At 49.5% G+C, this 15,371-nt stretch carries 17 protein-coding genes and 1 riboswitch; all 17 genes read left to right on the top strand.

Annotated elements, in window-relative coordinates; translation table 11 throughout:
- Positions 1 to 269: 269 nt before the first annotated feature.
- Entirely contained in the window at positions 270 to 1,067 is a 798-nt protein-coding gene (gene cobK / locus HMPREF0240_RS07550; RefSeq protein WP_009002854.1) for a precorrin-6A reductase, read from the top strand.
- Positions 1,068 to 1,207: 140 nt separating this feature from the next.
- A complete protein-coding gene (locus tag HMPREF0240_RS07555) occupies positions 1,208 to 1,735 on the top strand; it encodes a cob(I)yrinic acid a,c-diamide adenosyltransferase (RefSeq protein WP_009002855.1) in 528 nt (175 codons plus the stop codon).
- A gap of 83 nt (positions 1,736 to 1,818) precedes the next feature.
- A riboswitch (cobalamin riboswitch) is annotated at positions 1,819 to 2,011 on the top strand.
- 105 nt (positions 2,012 to 2,116) lie between these two features.
- Complete coding sequence (locus HMPREF0240_RS07560; protein WP_009002856.1) at positions 2,117 to 2,866, top strand: energy-coupling factor ABC transporter permease; 750 nt, start codon at positions 2,117 to 2,119, stop codon at positions 2,864 to 2,866.
- A 1-nt stretch (position 2,867) separates the two neighbouring features.
- Positions 2,868 to 3,179 carry a cobalt transport protein CbiN gene (locus HMPREF0240_RS07565; RefSeq protein ID WP_009002857.1) on the top strand — a complete coding sequence of 104 codons (312 nt, stop codon included), beginning with the start codon at positions 2,868 to 2,870 and terminating at the stop codon, positions 3,177 to 3,179.
- A 21-nt stretch (positions 3,180 to 3,200) separates the two neighbouring features.
- The gene (gene cbiQ, locus HMPREF0240_RS07570; protein WP_009002858.1) at positions 3,201 to 3,974 is read left to right on the top strand and encodes a cobalt ECF transporter T component CbiQ; all 774 of its coding nucleotides are present in this window, start codon (positions 3,201 to 3,203) and stop codon (positions 3,972 to 3,974) included.
- Complete coding sequence (locus HMPREF0240_RS07575) at positions 3,971 to 4,831, top strand: ATP-binding cassette domain-containing protein (RefSeq protein WP_009002859.1); 861 nt, start codon at positions 3,971 to 3,973, stop codon at positions 4,829 to 4,831. Before cbiQ ends, HMPREF0240_RS07575 begins: the two co-directional genes overlap by 4 nt.
- A gap of 51 nt (positions 4,832 to 4,882) precedes the next feature.
- Positions 4,883 to 5,665, top strand: a complete 783-nt coding sequence (locus HMPREF0240_RS07580) for a sirohydrochlorin cobaltochelatase (protein ID WP_009002860.1) — start codon at positions 4,883 to 4,885, stop codon at positions 5,663 to 5,665.
- Between the two features lie 186 nt (positions 5,666 to 5,851).
- Entirely contained in the window at positions 5,852 to 7,018 is a 1,167-nt protein-coding gene (gene cbiD, locus HMPREF0240_RS07585) for a cobalt-precorrin-5B (C(1))-methyltransferase CbiD (RefSeq protein ID WP_050794504.1), read from the top strand.
- Positions 7,015 to 7,764 carry a precorrin-2 C(20)-methyltransferase gene (gene cobI, locus HMPREF0240_RS07590; protein WP_009002862.1) on the top strand — a complete coding sequence of 250 codons (750 nt, stop codon included), beginning with the start codon at positions 7,015 to 7,017 and terminating at the stop codon, positions 7,762 to 7,764. The genes cbiD and cobI overlap by 4 nt, the downstream gene beginning before the upstream one ends.
- Positions 7,765 to 8,538, top strand: coding sequence for a precorrin-4 C(11)-methyltransferase (cobM, locus tag HMPREF0240_RS07595; protein ID WP_035312642.1), 774 nt, complete (start codon positions 7,765 to 7,767; stop codon positions 8,536 to 8,538).
- The gene (gene cobJ, locus HMPREF0240_RS07600; protein WP_035312643.1) at positions 8,531 to 9,262 is read left to right on the top strand and encodes a precorrin-3B C(17)-methyltransferase; all 732 of its coding nucleotides are present in this window, start codon (positions 8,531 to 8,533) and stop codon (positions 9,260 to 9,262) included. The genes cobM and cobJ overlap by 8 nt, the downstream gene beginning before the upstream one ends.
- Positions 9,255 to 10,490, top strand: a complete 1,236-nt coding sequence (locus HMPREF0240_RS07605) for a bifunctional cobalt-precorrin-7 (C(5))-methyltransferase/cobalt-precorrin-6B (C(15))-methyltransferase (RefSeq protein WP_009002863.1) — start codon at positions 9,255 to 9,257, stop codon at positions 10,488 to 10,490. The genes cobJ and HMPREF0240_RS07605 overlap by 8 nt, the downstream gene beginning before the upstream one ends.
- Positions 10,491 to 10,507: 17 nt before the next feature.
- Positions 10,508 to 11,950, top strand: a complete 1,443-nt coding sequence (locus HMPREF0240_RS07610; protein ID WP_009002864.1) for a cobyrinate a,c-diamide synthase — start codon at positions 10,508 to 10,510, stop codon at positions 11,948 to 11,950.
- Positions 11,951 to 11,977: 27 nt separating this feature from the next.
- On the top strand, positions 11,978 to 13,036 hold the full coding sequence (gene cobT, locus HMPREF0240_RS07615; protein ID WP_035312700.1) for a nicotinate-nucleotide--dimethylbenzimidazole phosphoribosyltransferase: 1,059 nt from the start codon (positions 11,978 to 11,980) through the stop codon (positions 13,034 to 13,036).
- An 8-nt stretch (positions 13,037 to 13,044) separates the two neighbouring features.
- A complete protein-coding gene (gene cobS, locus HMPREF0240_RS07620) occupies positions 13,045 to 13,815 on the top strand; it encodes an adenosylcobinamide-GDP ribazoletransferase (protein WP_009002866.1) in 771 nt (256 codons plus the stop codon).
- On the top strand, positions 13,803 to 14,402 hold the full coding sequence (locus HMPREF0240_RS07625) for a histidine phosphatase family protein (protein WP_009002867.1): 600 nt from the start codon (positions 13,803 to 13,805) through the stop codon (positions 14,400 to 14,402). The genes cobS and HMPREF0240_RS07625 overlap by 13 nt, the downstream gene beginning before the upstream one ends.
- Positions 14,399 to 15,367: an adenosylcobinamide-phosphate synthase CbiB gene (gene cbiB / locus HMPREF0240_RS07630; protein WP_009002868.1), complete on the top strand. Its 969-nt coding sequence runs from the start codon at positions 14,399 to 14,401 to the stop codon at positions 15,365 to 15,367. Before HMPREF0240_RS07625 ends, cbiB begins: the two co-directional genes overlap by 4 nt.
- The last annotated feature ends 4 nt before the right edge of the window (positions 15,368 to 15,371 follow it).

The following is a 15,371-nucleotide window of genomic DNA, read 5'->3' on the forward strand; positions in this document are numbered from 1 at the left end:
TCCCCCTCCTACATAAGATACTAAATTGTTATGTGTTATATTATACTGTGAAAAAGTTTTAAACACAACCGGAATATTAGCCATAATCAGCCAGATACGGCCGGGTTATTTTCATATTCCGCTGCTTATGTATTCTGGCTCAAGCCTAATTGCATCGTTCAAAAGTGTCCTGGCGGCTTTTTCACTTGACTATCCGGGGATTAGTACTTAAAATAACATCTGTGTATAAGGAATGGATCGGGGTCATAAGAGGGAAGAGGAGAAGAAGTATGGAAAACGGGAAAATGCGCATCCTGCTGTTTGCCGGGACATCAGAAGGCAGAATGCTGGCGGAATTTTTAGGGAATTTGTCTATAGTAAGCTTTGTCAGTACAGCTACAGAATACGGCACGGAATGCGTGGAGGAGATTCCAAATATCAGGATTATTACAGGCAGGATGGACGAAGAGGCAATCTGCGGATTCATCCGGAAGCACCAGATAGAGCTTGTCATAGATGCTACTCATCCCTTTGCCCGTCTGGTTACGGAGAACATAAAAAATGCCTGCAGCAGAAGTGAGGCCGGGTATATCCGTTGTCTGCGCGATGAGAGCAGTACCGGCGGCGCTCATTCATATGAGAATATGGTACTGGTGGATTCCGTAGCAGAGGCAGTGGAATATCTGAAAACACGGGAAGGCAGGATTTTCATTTCCACAGGAAGCAAAGAATTAAAGCTGTATACAGAAATAGAGAATTATAAAGAGCGGTGTTTTGCCAGGGTTCTGTCTACGAAAGAGTCCGTGGAAGAGAGTGTGGAGCTTGGGTTTAAGGGGGCTCACCTCATTGCCATGCAGGGGCCCTTTTCGAAGGAACTGAATATCGCCATGCTTAAGGATACGGATGCAGATTATTTTGTGACAAAAGAATCCGGCAAAGCTGGGGGATTTGAGGAAAAACTGGAGGCGGCAAAAGAGACAGGAGTAACGCTGGTAGTGATCGGAAGGCCTGCAGAGACGGGGCACAGCGTAGAAGAAACAAAAAAATATCTTCAGAATATTCTGAATACGGAGGGCAAAGGGGTCTGACCCCTTCTTAAAAAATTACACAAACTAGGAAAAAAAGTACAAACAGCAACATTGAAAATCGGATACAATGCTAAGTAGTGAAAATTGCATATTATGACAAATTATGATAAAATAAATAAGGTTATGAATGAGGTGTATGAATGAAAAACGGACTGATACATATCTACTGTGGAGATGGAAAAGGGAAGACGACCGCTGCAACAGGACTTGCAGTCAGGGCCGCAGGGAGTGGAATGAAAGTTCTGTTCGCGCGCTTTTTGAAGAATGAAGTTTCCGGTGAGCTGAAGATACTGGATGCGGTGGATGGGATTACAGTTCTTCATGTGGACAAAGCGTTTGGATTTTTTAATACGCTGTGTGATAGAGAAAAGGCGGAGGCAGAGGAGACTTATGCCCGGCTTTGGGATACAGTCTGTGACAAAGCGGTATCCGGGCACTTTGATTTGCTAGTGATCGATGAGTTTATGGCCGCCTATAATTATGGCCTCATTGAGCACAATAAGGCACTGGCCTTTTTGGAAAGTAAACCAGAGGAACTGGAGGTCGTCCTGACCGGACGGAATCCGGATGAGAAGCTTATTAAGCTTGCGGACTATGTTTCCGAGATCAAGAAGATCAAACATCCCTTTGACCGGGAGATCCGGGCAAGACGGGGAATCGAGTTTTAGGAGGAGATACCTCTGTATAAAAAATGACCCAAAGGGCAGCGTGCTCTTTAGGTATATAGTTCAGGTCTGGCATACAATTTAGAAGTAAGCTGTCCCGATGCAGTATCCGAATCTGCTGAGGGCGGCCTAAGGGGAAGCAGGTGTGAATCCTGCACAATACCCGTTGCTGTATAGGTGGAATGGTATCCATTATGTCACTGTGAGAGTTCTCATGGGAAGGCGGAATACCGTGCAGATGCCTTAGTCAGAAAACCCGCTTTTAAATGGATCTGAATGGTTACGGGAATATGACCGGGTGTTATGCTGCAGATCTCGTACGATTTTGTGGTATACCTGGGAGGTATTTCGAAACAACAATATCACAAAAAAGGAGAGAGAGACATGTCAAAAAAAGAAAAAATCTTACTCAAGGCAGCCATCGCATTCGCGCTGATGTTTGCCGTCACACCGGCTGTTAATGCAATGCATATCATGGAGGGTTACCTTCCGGTAAAATACTGCATTGCCTGGGGCGTAATCTGTGTCCCGTTTCTGGTTGCCGGCCTGATATCCCTGAAAAAAAGAGTGAAAGAAAATAGAAAATCGATCATGCTGATTGCTATGGCAGGGGCGTTTATTTTTGTAATATCATCCCTGAAAATACCGTCAGTGACAGGAAGCTGTTCCCATATGACCGGAACCGGACTGGGAGCAATCCTGTTCGGACCTGCGGCAGTCAGTGTGCTGGGAATTATCGTACTTTTATTTCAGGCGATTCTGCTCGCTCACGGCGGACTGACAACACTGGGAGCCAATACGTTCTCCATGGCGATTGCAGGACCGCTTCTGTCATTTGGAATATACCAGCTCTGTAAAAAAATGAATGTTAACCGTAAAATATCAGTATTCCTGGCCGCTTTTCTGGGAGATATCTTTACATACTGTGTGACCAGTATCCAGCTGGCACTTGCATACCCATCCGAGGCGGGCGGCGTAGCGGCATCCGCTGTCAAATTCCTGGGAGTATTTGCACCGACACAGCTGCCGCTGGCAGTCATCGAGGGTATTCTCACAGTCATCATCGTAATCGGACTGGAAGCTTATGCAAAACCGGAACTGAAAGCAATCGGATTTTTAAAGGAGGCAAAATAAGATGAGTAAAAATACGAAAACAGTTATCATTCTTCTGATCGTAGCTGTATTGATTGCAATTGTGCCCCTGTTCGCAAAAAAAGGCGCTGAGTTCGGCGGTTCAGATGATGCAGGGAGCGTCATGATCGAAGAAATACAGGGAGAATATACTCCATGGTTTACACCGGTGCTTGAGACTGCGCTAGGGGGAGAACTGCCGGGTGAAGTGGAAAGCCTGATCTTCTGTCTTCAGACAGGAATCGGAGTCGGTATTATCGCTTTTGTAATGGGACGATTCGTAGAAAGAAAAAAATGGCAGAACAAGACGGAATAAAGTTCTGGGAAGGAAGGCAGCATGATTGTAGTAGATAAGCTCTGTTATCGCTCCGGTTTAAGATATGTAAATGCAGGTGAAAAGTTTGCATTTTCCATGATAACTCTGCTGTTCTGCGTTATCAGCCGTTCACTGGTCATTGCCGGTATTGTTTTTGCAGTCAATGCATACCTTACCGTGAAAAAAGGACATATAGCGGCCAAACAGTATGTAAAGCTGCTGGCTGTGCCTTTTACATTCCTTATATTGAGTACACTGGCGATCATAGTCAATATCTCAAAAGTCCCACTGGATGCCTATGCAATTCCAGTGGGCAGCTTTTTTATCACGGGTAGTTTTCAGTCCCTGCTTTTCGGGATACAGCTGATTGCAACAGCCATGGCAAGCGTGACCTGCCTGTACTTTTTATCACTCAATACAACAATGACTGATATCCTGGGTGTTCTTACAAAACTGCACTGTCCGGAGATATTGACGGAACTTATGCTTTTGATTTACCGGTTCATTTTCGTGCTGATGGACACGGCATCCGCCATCATGGTGTCTCAGAAGTCAAGACTGGGCAACCGAGATTTCAGAACCTCGGTCAATTCCTTCGGAAAGATGGCGGCGGGCCTGCTGCTCCGCGCATTTAAGCGGTCCAATGCATTGTATGATGCTATGGAATCGAGGTGCTATGACGGTAAGATCAGAGTGCTCGAAGAAAATCATCCGGCCAGGAAAAAAGAAATTGCGGCAATCACAGTCTTTGAGCTGATCCTGCTTGTACTTACAATATGGAGGAGTTTCTTATGAATACAGAAGAACAGGATGTAATAATAGAGGCAAGAGATGTCCATTATGCATATGAGGAAGGTGGGCCACATTCCCTGAATGGTGTGAGCCTGAAAATAAAAAAAGGCAGAAAAGTAGCATTTATGGGCGCTAACGGCTGCGGAAAGTCCACCTTTTTTCTGTGCTGCAATGGGATATATAAGCCGGAGCAGGGGACGATTTTGTTCAAGGGCAAGCCGATCGATTACTCCAAAAAGGGGCTGCTGGATCTCAGAAGCCGGGTTGGCATCGTATTCCAGGATCCTGACAATCAGCTTTTTTCAGCAAGCGTGTACCAGGAGATCTCCTTCGGAATCCTGAATATGGGAGTGCCAAAAGAGAAAGCCAGGGAAGAAGTAGACCAGGTGATCGGCCATCTTGAGATCACCCCTTTCCGTGAACGTCCGGCCCATGCACTGAGCGGCGGACAGAAAAAGCAGGTCTCCATTGCCGATATACTGGTCATGCATCCTGAAGTTATTATATTGGACGAGCCGGCCGCGGCGCTGGACGCAAAACATACAAAGATAGTCAATCAGATTGTGGACGGGCTGGCTGAGGCGGGAATAACGATTCTAATGGCTACCCATGACATTGATTACGCACTGTCCTGGGCAGATGAAATTGTGCTTATGCAGGAGGGCAGGGTGCTGCGCCACGCTGATCCTGTGACGGTGTGTACAGACCAGGAGGCGCTGGCTATGACCAATCAGGAAGAGCCCGCCGTATTGAAGCTCTTTGAAAGGCTTCAGAAAAAAGGGATTCTGAAAGAGGGACTGAAGCCGCCCGTGAATATAAGCGAACTGGAACATTATATTGAAGCATCCTCCAATGCATAATGGCGGAGATACCCGATAGCAGCGGATCACAGGAAGGAGACACAACAGAAGATGGAGAATAAGACAGGAAAAAAGGCGATTCTGGTCGTCAGCTTTGGTACCAGTTATCTGGATACTCTGGAGAAAAACATAACGGCAATTGAGAATCAGATCGGGGAGTCATTCCCGGAATACAGAATCTACCGTGCATTTACCAGCAAGATGATTAAGAATAAGCTGCAGAAAAAGGAAAATATATTTGTGGCTAATGTAAAAGAGGCCATGGAACAGATGGCGGAGGACGGCATTGAGCAGGTGGTTGTACAGCCCACCCATATAATCAATGGGATAGAGAATGACCGGATGCTCCGAGACCTGATGGAGTACACGGACAGATTCCGCAGGATACGCGTAGGGAATCCGCTGCTCACAAGCGTAGATGATTATAAAAAATCCATTCACGCGATTATGGCGGAAGTTACTCTGGAGGAGGGCGAGGCTCTGGTCCTGATGGGACACGGCACAGACCACCATGCAAATTCAGCCTATCCGACTCTGGAATATACCTTCCACTCCCTGGGTTACAATCAGGTGCTTGTAGGTACAGTAGAGGGCTTCCCTGACCTGAGAAATGTCATGACAAAGCTGGAGATCTCCGGGATCCGAAAGGTAACGCTGATGCCGTTTATGGTGGTGGCCGGTGACCATGCAAAAAATGATATGGCGGGGGAAGACGATTCCTGGAAAGCGGATCTGGAAGTTGCCGGCTACGAAGTGAAGGCGCTGGTCCGTGGGCTGGGCGAGATGAAAGGAATCCGTAATATTTTTATAGAACATATCGAAGCAGCTATGTAACTGCCTGTAACAGTTCAGACAGGTCTGCGCATTTACTGCGCAGACCGTACGAAAACGTGATGGCCGCAGGCATCCAGCCCATCGCAAAGCGATTTTATTGGCTGGATGCGTAACAGTTCAGACTTGTCTGAACTGTTACAACTGCCTGATACAGTTATAAGCAGATGCAGGGAAAGGAGAGAGGGCATGGAAAAACAGCTGGAGAAGAGCAGGGCACAGGGCGGGACCGTATGGAAGAATCAAAAACAGCTGCGCTCGGGATATACTACCGGCAGCTGTGCGGCGGCAGCAGCAAAGGCCGCCGCATATATGCTTCTTTCCGATCAGGTGGTTACGCAGGTATCCCTGCTGACGCCGAAAGGCATTACACTGTATCTGGATATCGAGCAGATAGAAAAAGGTCCGGAACGGATCTGCTGTGCCGTTCAGAAGGACAGCGGGGACGATCCGGATATTACGGATGGAATCTATGTCTTTGCCGAGGTCAGAAAAACGGAGTGCAGCTCCCTTGTTCTGGATGGAGGAGAGGGAGTCGGCAGAGTTACGAAAAAAGGACTCCAGCAGGAGATCGGCGAGGCCGCAATCAACAGGGTCCCCAGGAAGATGATTCTGGAGGCGGTTGAGGAGCAGCGGGAACAGTTCGGGTACAGCGGGGGGCTGGAGATACTGATTTCCATTCCAGAGGGCAGAAAACTGGCCTCCAGGACCTTCAATCCCAGGCTGGGAATCGAAGGAGGTATCTCCGTACTCGGTACAAGCGGTATTGTAGAGCCGATGAGCGAAAAAGCACTTACGGATACCATTTATCTGGAAATGAAGGTACTGAAGGAAAACGGACACGACTGGTGCTATGTGGTACCCGGCAACTATGGGAGCGATTTTCTGACAGAGACCTTAAAATACGACGGTAGCCTGGCTGTAAAGTGCAGCAACTATATCGGGGAGACAATTGATGACGCGGTCAGCCTGGGAATGAAAGGCATTCTGCTGATTGGTCATGTGGGCAAACTGATCAAACTGGCGGCGGGGGTCATGAATACCCATTCCCGCCAGGCGGACTGCCGGATGGAAGTGCTTGCATCCCATGCGGCAATGGCAGGCGCCTCTGCCGCGGATGTAAAGAAAATTATGGGATGCATCACTACAACAGAGGCTCTGGATTTTCTAAAAGAAAGAAAGCTTCTGAGCCCTGTGATGGAGACTGTGATACAGCGGATCGAATATCATCTGAAGCAGCGCGCAGGAGATTCCCTGAAAATCGGGGCGGTTGTATTTTCCAAAGAGGATGGAATTCTCGGGAAAACAAAAGAAACACCAGAATTACTGGAACAGATCAGAAGGGAGAAGGTATGAACGAGGGAATATTTTATGCAGTAGGTGTGGGGCCGGGGGAACCGGAACTGATGACATATAAGGCAGTGAGCACAATCAAAGAGTGTGAGGTGCTGGCGATCGCAGTGTCCAGTCCCGAACTGAAGGAAGCGGTATATGAGGAGGCAGATGCCGTCTGCACAATGCCCTCATATCTGGAAAAATGCGTTGCTTATCAGATAGCTCTTCCCATGGTTCCGGAGATCGCACAAAAAGCAAAATTATTCCTTCCCATGCCTATGATGAAGGAAAAATCACAGCTGAAAGAGATTCATGACAAATGCGCGGACAAAACAGAGGAAGTCCTGCGCCAGGGCAAAAATGTGGCATTTATTACCCTGGGAGATCCCAGCGTATATTCCACCTGCCTTTATGTTCACAAACGTTTGAAAGAACGGGGATGCCGGACCGGTCTGGTGCCCGGAATCACTTCTTTCTGCGCGGCAGCGGCGAGAATGGATACAGGCCTCGTTGAAAACCGGGATGAATTACATATTATACCGGCATCCTATGGAATTGAAGAAAGCCTGGAGATGCCGGGAACGAAGGTTCTTATGAAGGCCGGGAAGAAGATGCCTTATGTGAAACAGGCAGTGAAAGAGAAAAAGCTTCAAGTCCAGATGGTTGAAAACTGCGGGATGCCGGGAGAAAAGATTTACCGTCAGGTGGAGGACATTCCGGATGAGGCGAGTTATTATTCACTTATGATATTAAAGGAGGAAAAGTAAATGATTGCATTTGTTGGGGCAGGAGCCGGGGCGGCAGATCTGATTACCGTGCGCGGACAGAAGTATCTGGAGGAAGCTGACATCATTGTATATGCGGGATCTCTTGTGAATCCTGCATTGCTGGATGTGAAGAAGGAAGGCTGTGAAGTATATAACAGCGCGCTGATGACACTGGAGGAAGTGCTGGATGTGATGATCCGGGGAGAGCGAAGCCAGAAGAAAGTCGTACGACTCCATACCGGAGATCCGTGTTTGTATGGCGCGATTAAAGAACAAATGGATGCATTAAAAAAAGAAGACATTGACTATGAGGTATGTCCGGGAGTCAGTTCATTCTGCGGGGCGGCGGCTGCACTTGAGGCCGAGTATACGCTTCCCGGCATCTCACAGTCCGTGGTAATAACAAGAATGGCGGGCAGAACACCGGTGCCGGAGAGAGAGTCCATCCGGAGTTTTGCCTCACATCATGCTACCATGGTTATATTCCTGAGCACAGGGATGCTTGCGGAGCTGGAAAAAGAACTGATAGCAGGCGGATATGAGAAGGATACACCGGCAGCGATTGTATATAAGGCTACGTGGCCGGAGCAGAAGGTCTGCCGCTGTACGGTGGAAACCCTGGCGAAGACCGCTGAGGGGGAGGGCATTACAAAGACGGCACTGATCGTAGTCGGGGATGTGCTGGACAGTGGCTATGACCGTTCTGAGCTGTATAATCCGGCTTTTACTACGGAGTTCCGAAAAGCAAGCAGAGAGGGGAATACAAATGAGTAAAGTATATGTTGTGGGGCTGGGGCCCGGGGCGGACCTGCAGATGACACTGGAAGCAAAGGCGGCGCTGGATACATGTCAGGTCATCGTGGGTTACACGGTATATGTGGATCTGGTTAAGAAGGAATACCCGGAGAAAACATATCTGACAACTCCCATGACCCAGGAAGTAAAACGCTGCCAGATGGCGCTGGAAGAAGCGGCGGGCGGCAAAGACGTAGCGATGGTGTGCAGTGGAGACGCCGGAATCTACGGCATGGCCGGGCTGATGTATGAGACGGGCGCAGAGTATCCTGACGTGGAGATCGAGATTGTGCCCGGGATTACTGCGGCAAATGGAGGAGCTGCCGTATTGGGAGCGCCTTTGATGCACGACTTTGCAGTGATCAGCCTCAGTGATCTCCTGACACCATGGGAGAAAATTGAGAAAAGGCTGAAGGCGGCTGCCATGGCGGACTTTGTAATCTGTCTGTATAACCCGTCCAGCCGAAAACGGAAGGACTATCTGCAGAAAGCATGTGATTACATGATGGAGTATAAAAGTCCGGACACGGTCTGCGGTACCGTGCGTAATATTGGCAGGGAAGAGGAAGCCTGCAGGATACTGACCCTTGGAGAACTGAGGGATACAGAGGTAGATATGTTTACCACTGTATTTATTGGAAATGAGCAGACGAAAGAACTAAATGGCAAGATGGTGACTCCCAGAGGATATCGGAATGTGTAGAGAAAAGCAAATTGTTTATCTGACCGGAATAGGGATGGGAAACAGAAGCTCCCTTACGGTGCAGGCGGAACAGGTTTTCAGGGAATGTGACTGTATCATCGGCGCACAGCGGATGACAGGTACGCTGGAGCCTTTTGGAAAGCCCGTTTTTAACTCCTACAAACCACAGGAAATCCATGATTTTCTAAAAGCTCATGGGGAATATAAAAGGCTTGCGGTAGCCCTTTCCGGAGATCCCGGATTCTACAGCGGCGCCAAAAAGCTGGAAGAGGAGCTTTCAGATTACCAGGTTTATACGATACCTGGGATTTCTTCCGCGGTGTACCTTGCTGCAAAGCTTGGCATCTCCTGGGAAGATGCGGCTCTTGTGAGCATACACGGGAGAAGACAGAATTTCATCCATGCCATTGCAAAACACGAGAAGACCTTTTTGCTGTTCGGCGGAGGCGAATGCGCCCGGGAGATCTGCGAAAAGATACACCGTTACGGACTGGATGAGACAGAGTTTTACATAGGAAGACATCTCTCCTACGAAGAGGAGGAGATCCTTCATAAAAAGGGAAAAGAGCTGGCACCGGAGGACCTTGAGGGGCTTGCCGCTGCTTATGTACTGAACCCGGGACCGGATAAGCGGGTCTGCCGGCATATTGAAGATGAAGAATATATCCGCGGTAAAGTACCCATGACAAAATCAGAGGTTCGTGCAGTCAGCCTGGCAAAACTTGCGCTGACAGAGGATGCCGTGCTCTACGATGTAGGGGCGGGAACTGGTTCTGTCAGCATAGAAGCAGCCTGCCAGTCGGGAAGCATCCAGGTGTACGCGATTGAAAAGAATCCGGAAGGCGCGAAACTCATCGGCCAGAATCAGAGGAAGTTCTGTTGTGACCAGGTACAGATTGTGGAGGGAACGGCACCGGAGGCATTGGAGAAACTGGAGCCGCCGACCCACGTATTTATCGGAGGCAGTTCCGGGAATCTGAAAGACATTCTGAGACTGGTGCTGGAGAAGAACCCGGATGTCCGGATTGTACTGAATGCCATTTCCCTGGAGACAGTAAAGGAAGCAATGGAAGCGCTTGAGGAGGGACTCCTTCCTGATGCGGAGATCCTGCAGCTGACCGCAGCCAAATCCAGAAAACTGGGAGCTTACCATATGATGACAGGACAGAATCCTGTATATATTATTTCTGCCGGAAAACAGCAGTACAGACAGAATGAGGCAGAGTAAAAAGGAGAAGAGCAGCTATGCAGATTCCAAGTTTTATGATAGCCGCCGCGTCAAGCGGAAGCGGTAAGACCGTGATTTCCTGCGGACTTATGTCAGCCCTAAAACAAAAAGGGATGAAAGTGGCCGCATGTAAATGCGGTCCGGATTATATCGACCCCATGTTCCACAGGGAGGTTCTGGGGATTGAGTCCGAGAATCTGGATCTATTTTTCTGTGAGCCGCAGGTTATGCGCTCACTGTTCCATGAACACGCAGAACAGGCCGGGATTACTGTCATAGAAGGGGTTATGGGATATTATGACGGGATGGCGCTGGACAGTGAAAAGGGCAGTTCCTATGATGTGGCCCGGACCCTGAAAGCACCGGTGATTCTCGTTGTTTCCTGCAAAGGTATGGCACTCTCCGTTCTTCCTGTTATTCTGGGAATTCTGGGATTTCGGAAGGACAGTAATATCAGCGGCATCCTGTTGAACCGTGTATCAGGGATGCTTTATCCCAAGATGAAACAGATGATTGAAACAGGACTGGCACAGGCAGGATATCCGATTCCCGTGATTGGTTATGTACCCGAGAATCCCGTGTTCGGTCTGGAGAGCAGGCATTTGGGCCTGGTGACCCCAAAGGAGATCGGGGAGATCAGAGAACGTCTGGACGAGGCGGGCAGAATTCTGTCTGAGACCGTGGAACTGGACAGGCTGCTTAGGATCGCTGCACAGTTTTCGGGCGGGATGCCGGAGGTATGGTACAGCGATAAGACGGCCTTTCAACCATCGGGCGAAAAAGCTGTCCGGGGGAAGAAAACAGAAGAAAAAGAACCGGTAATAGAAGAACTTCCTGTAAAAATCGCGGTTGCCAGAGATGAGGCCTTCTGCTTTTACTATAAGGACAACCTGGAATTTCTGGAAAAGGCGGGCTGTGAACTGGTTGAGTTCAGTCCCCTGAGAGACAGCGCTCTTCCGGATGACATCCAGGGCCTGATCCTGGGCGGGGGCTATCCGGAACTTTATACAGAACTGCTGGAAAACAATGCCCTCATGCGAGGTTCCGTGAAGAATGCACTTGCAGGCGGTCTGCCATGCCTTGCAGAGTGCGGCGGTTTTATGTATCTGCATGAAGAGATGGAGGATGACAAGGGGAATACCCGTAAGATGGCAGGTGTGATTTCTGGAAAAGCTTTTCGGGGGGATCGCCTGGTACGGTTTGGATACATTGAACTGGAGGCCATGAAAGACGGCGTTTACCTGGAAAGAGGAGAAAAGATAAAGGGACATGAGTTTCACTATTGGGACAGCACCGACAATGGAAAAGACTGCCTTGCTGTCAAAACCGACAAAAAAAGAAAGTGGGAATGCATTCATATGGAAGGCAGTCTGTTTGCAGGCTTTCCCCATATCCACTTTTATTCGAATCAGGCATTTGCCGGCCGTTTTGTAGAAGAATGTAAGAAGAGGAGACATTGAGAAATGACAGCAAAAACAAGCGATGAAATGACACTGGAAATGGTGAGAGCGCAGATTGAGCCGGCTGATGAAGCCAGCACAGAGGCGGCGCGAAAGCGGTGGATGTCTGTTGCAAAGCCTTTGTTCAGTCTGGGAAAGCTGGAGGATGCTGTGATCCGGATTGCCGGGATGAAAAGAAGCACCCAGTACGATCTGAAAAAAAGAGGTCTGGTTATCATGTGTGCGGACAATGGTGTTGTGGCAGAGGGCGTTACACAGACAGGACAGGAAGTCACAGCCATTGTGGCGGATAATTTTACCAAAAAGGCGGCAAGCGTTGCAATCATGAGTGAAGTCGCAGGGACAGACCTGTTTCCGGTAGATATCGGGATGGCGACAGACGTGCCTTCTGTCACAAGGGCGGACAGGAAAGTGGCTTACGGTACAAAGAATCTGGCACAGGAGCCGGCTATGAGCAGTGAGGAGGCATGGCAGGCCATACGGACAGGAATCCAGATAGTGGGTGAATTGAAGGAGCAGGGGTATGATATCCTTGCAACCGGAGAAATGGGGATCGGCAACACGACCACAAGCAGCGCCGTGGCGGCAGTGCTTCTGGAACGGCCGGTGGAAGAGGTGACCGGGAAAGGCGCCGGACTGACAAGCGAAGGCCTGGAAAGAAAAATCAGTGTGATCAAAGAAGCCATCCGCAAACACCAGCCGGACAAAGAAGATGCTCTGGATGTGCTGGCAAAGGTAGGAGGCCTGGATATTGCCGGACTTGCCGGCGTATACCTGGGTGGTGCACTGTACCATATTCCGGTTGTCATTGACGGCTTTATCTCGGCGGTTGCGGCTCTGTGTGCGGCAAGGCTTGTGCCGGCATCACTGGATTATATGATGCCCTCCCACGTATCCAAAGAACCTGCCGGGCAGATGCTCCTGGATGCACTCGGAGTGTCACCGTTTTTGACCTGTGACATGTGCCTGGGTGAGGGAAGCGGCGCCGTGGCGGTATTTCCACTTTTGGAGATGGGGCTGCAGGTATACCTGCAGATGAGCACATTTGAAGAAACAAAAATCGAAAAATACGAAGTACTGAAATGAGGAACCTTATGTATCTGTTGAAATCCTGCGCTATTGCATTTGCTATGTATTCTAAAATTCCCATGCCGCGGGTGGACTGGAATGAAAAAAATATGAAATACGCCATGTGCTTTTTCCCGGTGGTGGGGGCTGTGCTTGGTCTCCTGGAGGTGATCCTGGGCGGCCTGCTTCTGGACTTTGAGACGGGCACAATCCTGTTTGCGGCGGTCATGACGCTTCTGCCGGTCCTCGTGACCGGGGGAATCCATATGGACGGCTTTATGGATACCATGGATGCGCTCAGCTCCTATGGTGACCGGGAGAAGAAGCTGGCTATTCTGAAAGACTCCAATTCGGGGGCATTTGCTATTCTCGGCATGTGCTGTTACTTCATCTGGAATATGGCAGTATGGAGCGAAGTAACAAAAGAGATGCTGCCGGTTATCGCATGCGGATACGTGCTTTCACGTTCCATGAGCGGGTTCTCCATAGTGACATTTACAGCAGCGCGCAACAGCGGGCTTGCAAGGACTTTCCAGGACGGCGCCCAGAAAAAGACCGTGCGTGTTACAACGATCCTGTGTTTTATCGCGTCAGGCACTGTGATGCTGATACTGAATCCGGTGCTGGGGGCGGTGGCTCTGGCAGCTGCAGTACTTGTCTTTTTATACTATAAACATATTTGTAAAAAACAATTCGGGGGGATTACCGGAGACCTGGCAGGATACTTCCTGCAGCTCTGTGAACTGGCAATGCTGACCGGGATTGTTCTGGCAGGAGGGATTGTATGGAGATCGTAATGATCCGGCATTTCCGGACCCCGGGAAATGGCGAAAAGAGGTATATTGGAAGGACAGACGAACCTCTGGCAGAGATACCGGGGCTGGAATTGATCATCCGGGAAAGGCAGCATTCCTGCCAGGACGTGGAACAGGTAATCGCCAGTCCCATGAAAAGATGTATACAGACAGCAGCTCATATATTTCCGGGTAAGACACCCGTTCTCTGTGAAAAACTGAAGGAATGTGATTTTGGCCTTTTTGAAGGAAAAAACTATGATGAGCTGAAAGCAGATCCTGCATATCTGAAATGGCTGGATTCCCGGGGGACACTTCCTTTTCCCGAGGGAGAGGACCATGAGCTGTTTAAGAAGCGCTGCGTGGAGGGTTTTTGCGAGACTGTGGACAGACTGCTCACGGAAAATGTAAAAAAGGCGGCCATGGTGGTACACGGTGGTACGATTATGGCGGTGCTGTCTGGCATCGACGAACAGAACAGGGAATTCTATCACTGGCAGCCGGAAAATGGCGGCGGATACCGGGTAATTCTGGATGAAGAAGCGTGGCGCCGGGGCAGCAGAGTAAGCGGGGAGATTGAGAAGTTATGATGTCATTGATCGCCTGCGGGACAGGATTTATATTAGATTTTATATTCGGTGATCCGGTGTGGCTTTACCACCCGGTGAGACTGATCGGAGCCTTGATCACCTGGCTGGAAAAAAAAGCGCGCGCACTGTGCGGGAAAAATGAAAAAAAACTGCTCACAGCAGGAACCATCATCTGCGTTCTTGTGATCGCGGTGTCAGTCGCAGTACCCTGTATCCTTCTGTACTGTGCGGGCCGGATCCATCCGGCGCTGCGGTTTGTACTGGAAAGCTTCTGGTGTTATCAGCTTCTGGCAGCAAAGTCTTTAAAACAGGAGAGCCATAAGGTATACGATGAAATAAAAAGAGGAGATCTTCCCGGAGCACGAAAGGCGGTGTCCATGATCGTGGGAAGGGATACGGCTCAGCTGGATGAGGCGGGGGTAATCAGGGCCGCCGTAGAGACAGTAGCCGAGAATACTTCTGACGGAGTGACCGCTCCTCTGATCTTTATGATGATTGGCGGCGCCCCTCTCGGATTTTTCTATAAGGCCGTCAATACGATGGATTCCATGATCGGCTATAAAGATGAGAAATATCTGTACCTGGGCAGGACAGCGGCGAAACTGGATGATGTGCTGAACTATATTCCGGCAAGACTGTCGGCGTACCTGATGACCGCAGCCGCGTATCTGCTGCGAATGGATGGAAAGAATGCCTGGCGCATCTACCGGCGTGACAGGATGAACCATGCCAGCCCGAATTCCGCCCAGACGGAGGCGGTGTGTGCTGGCGCCCTTCAGGTGCAGCTGGCAGGTGATGCCTGCTATTTCGGAAAGCTATACAAGAAAAAATATATTGGGGATGATTTAAGGCCTGTGGAGGCAGAGGATATTGTGAGAGCGGGCAGCCTGCTCTACGGGACGGCGGTCCTCACATTTCTGCTGACGGGAGCAGTAAAGATTATAGTGCTCCTGTGCTTAATATAAAACC

The sequence above is a fragment of the Clostridium sp. D5 genome (genome assembly GCF_000190355.1).
Taxonomy (GTDB): domain Bacteria; phylum Bacillota; class Clostridia; order Lachnospirales; family Lachnospiraceae; genus Faecalicatena; species Faecalicatena fissicatena_A.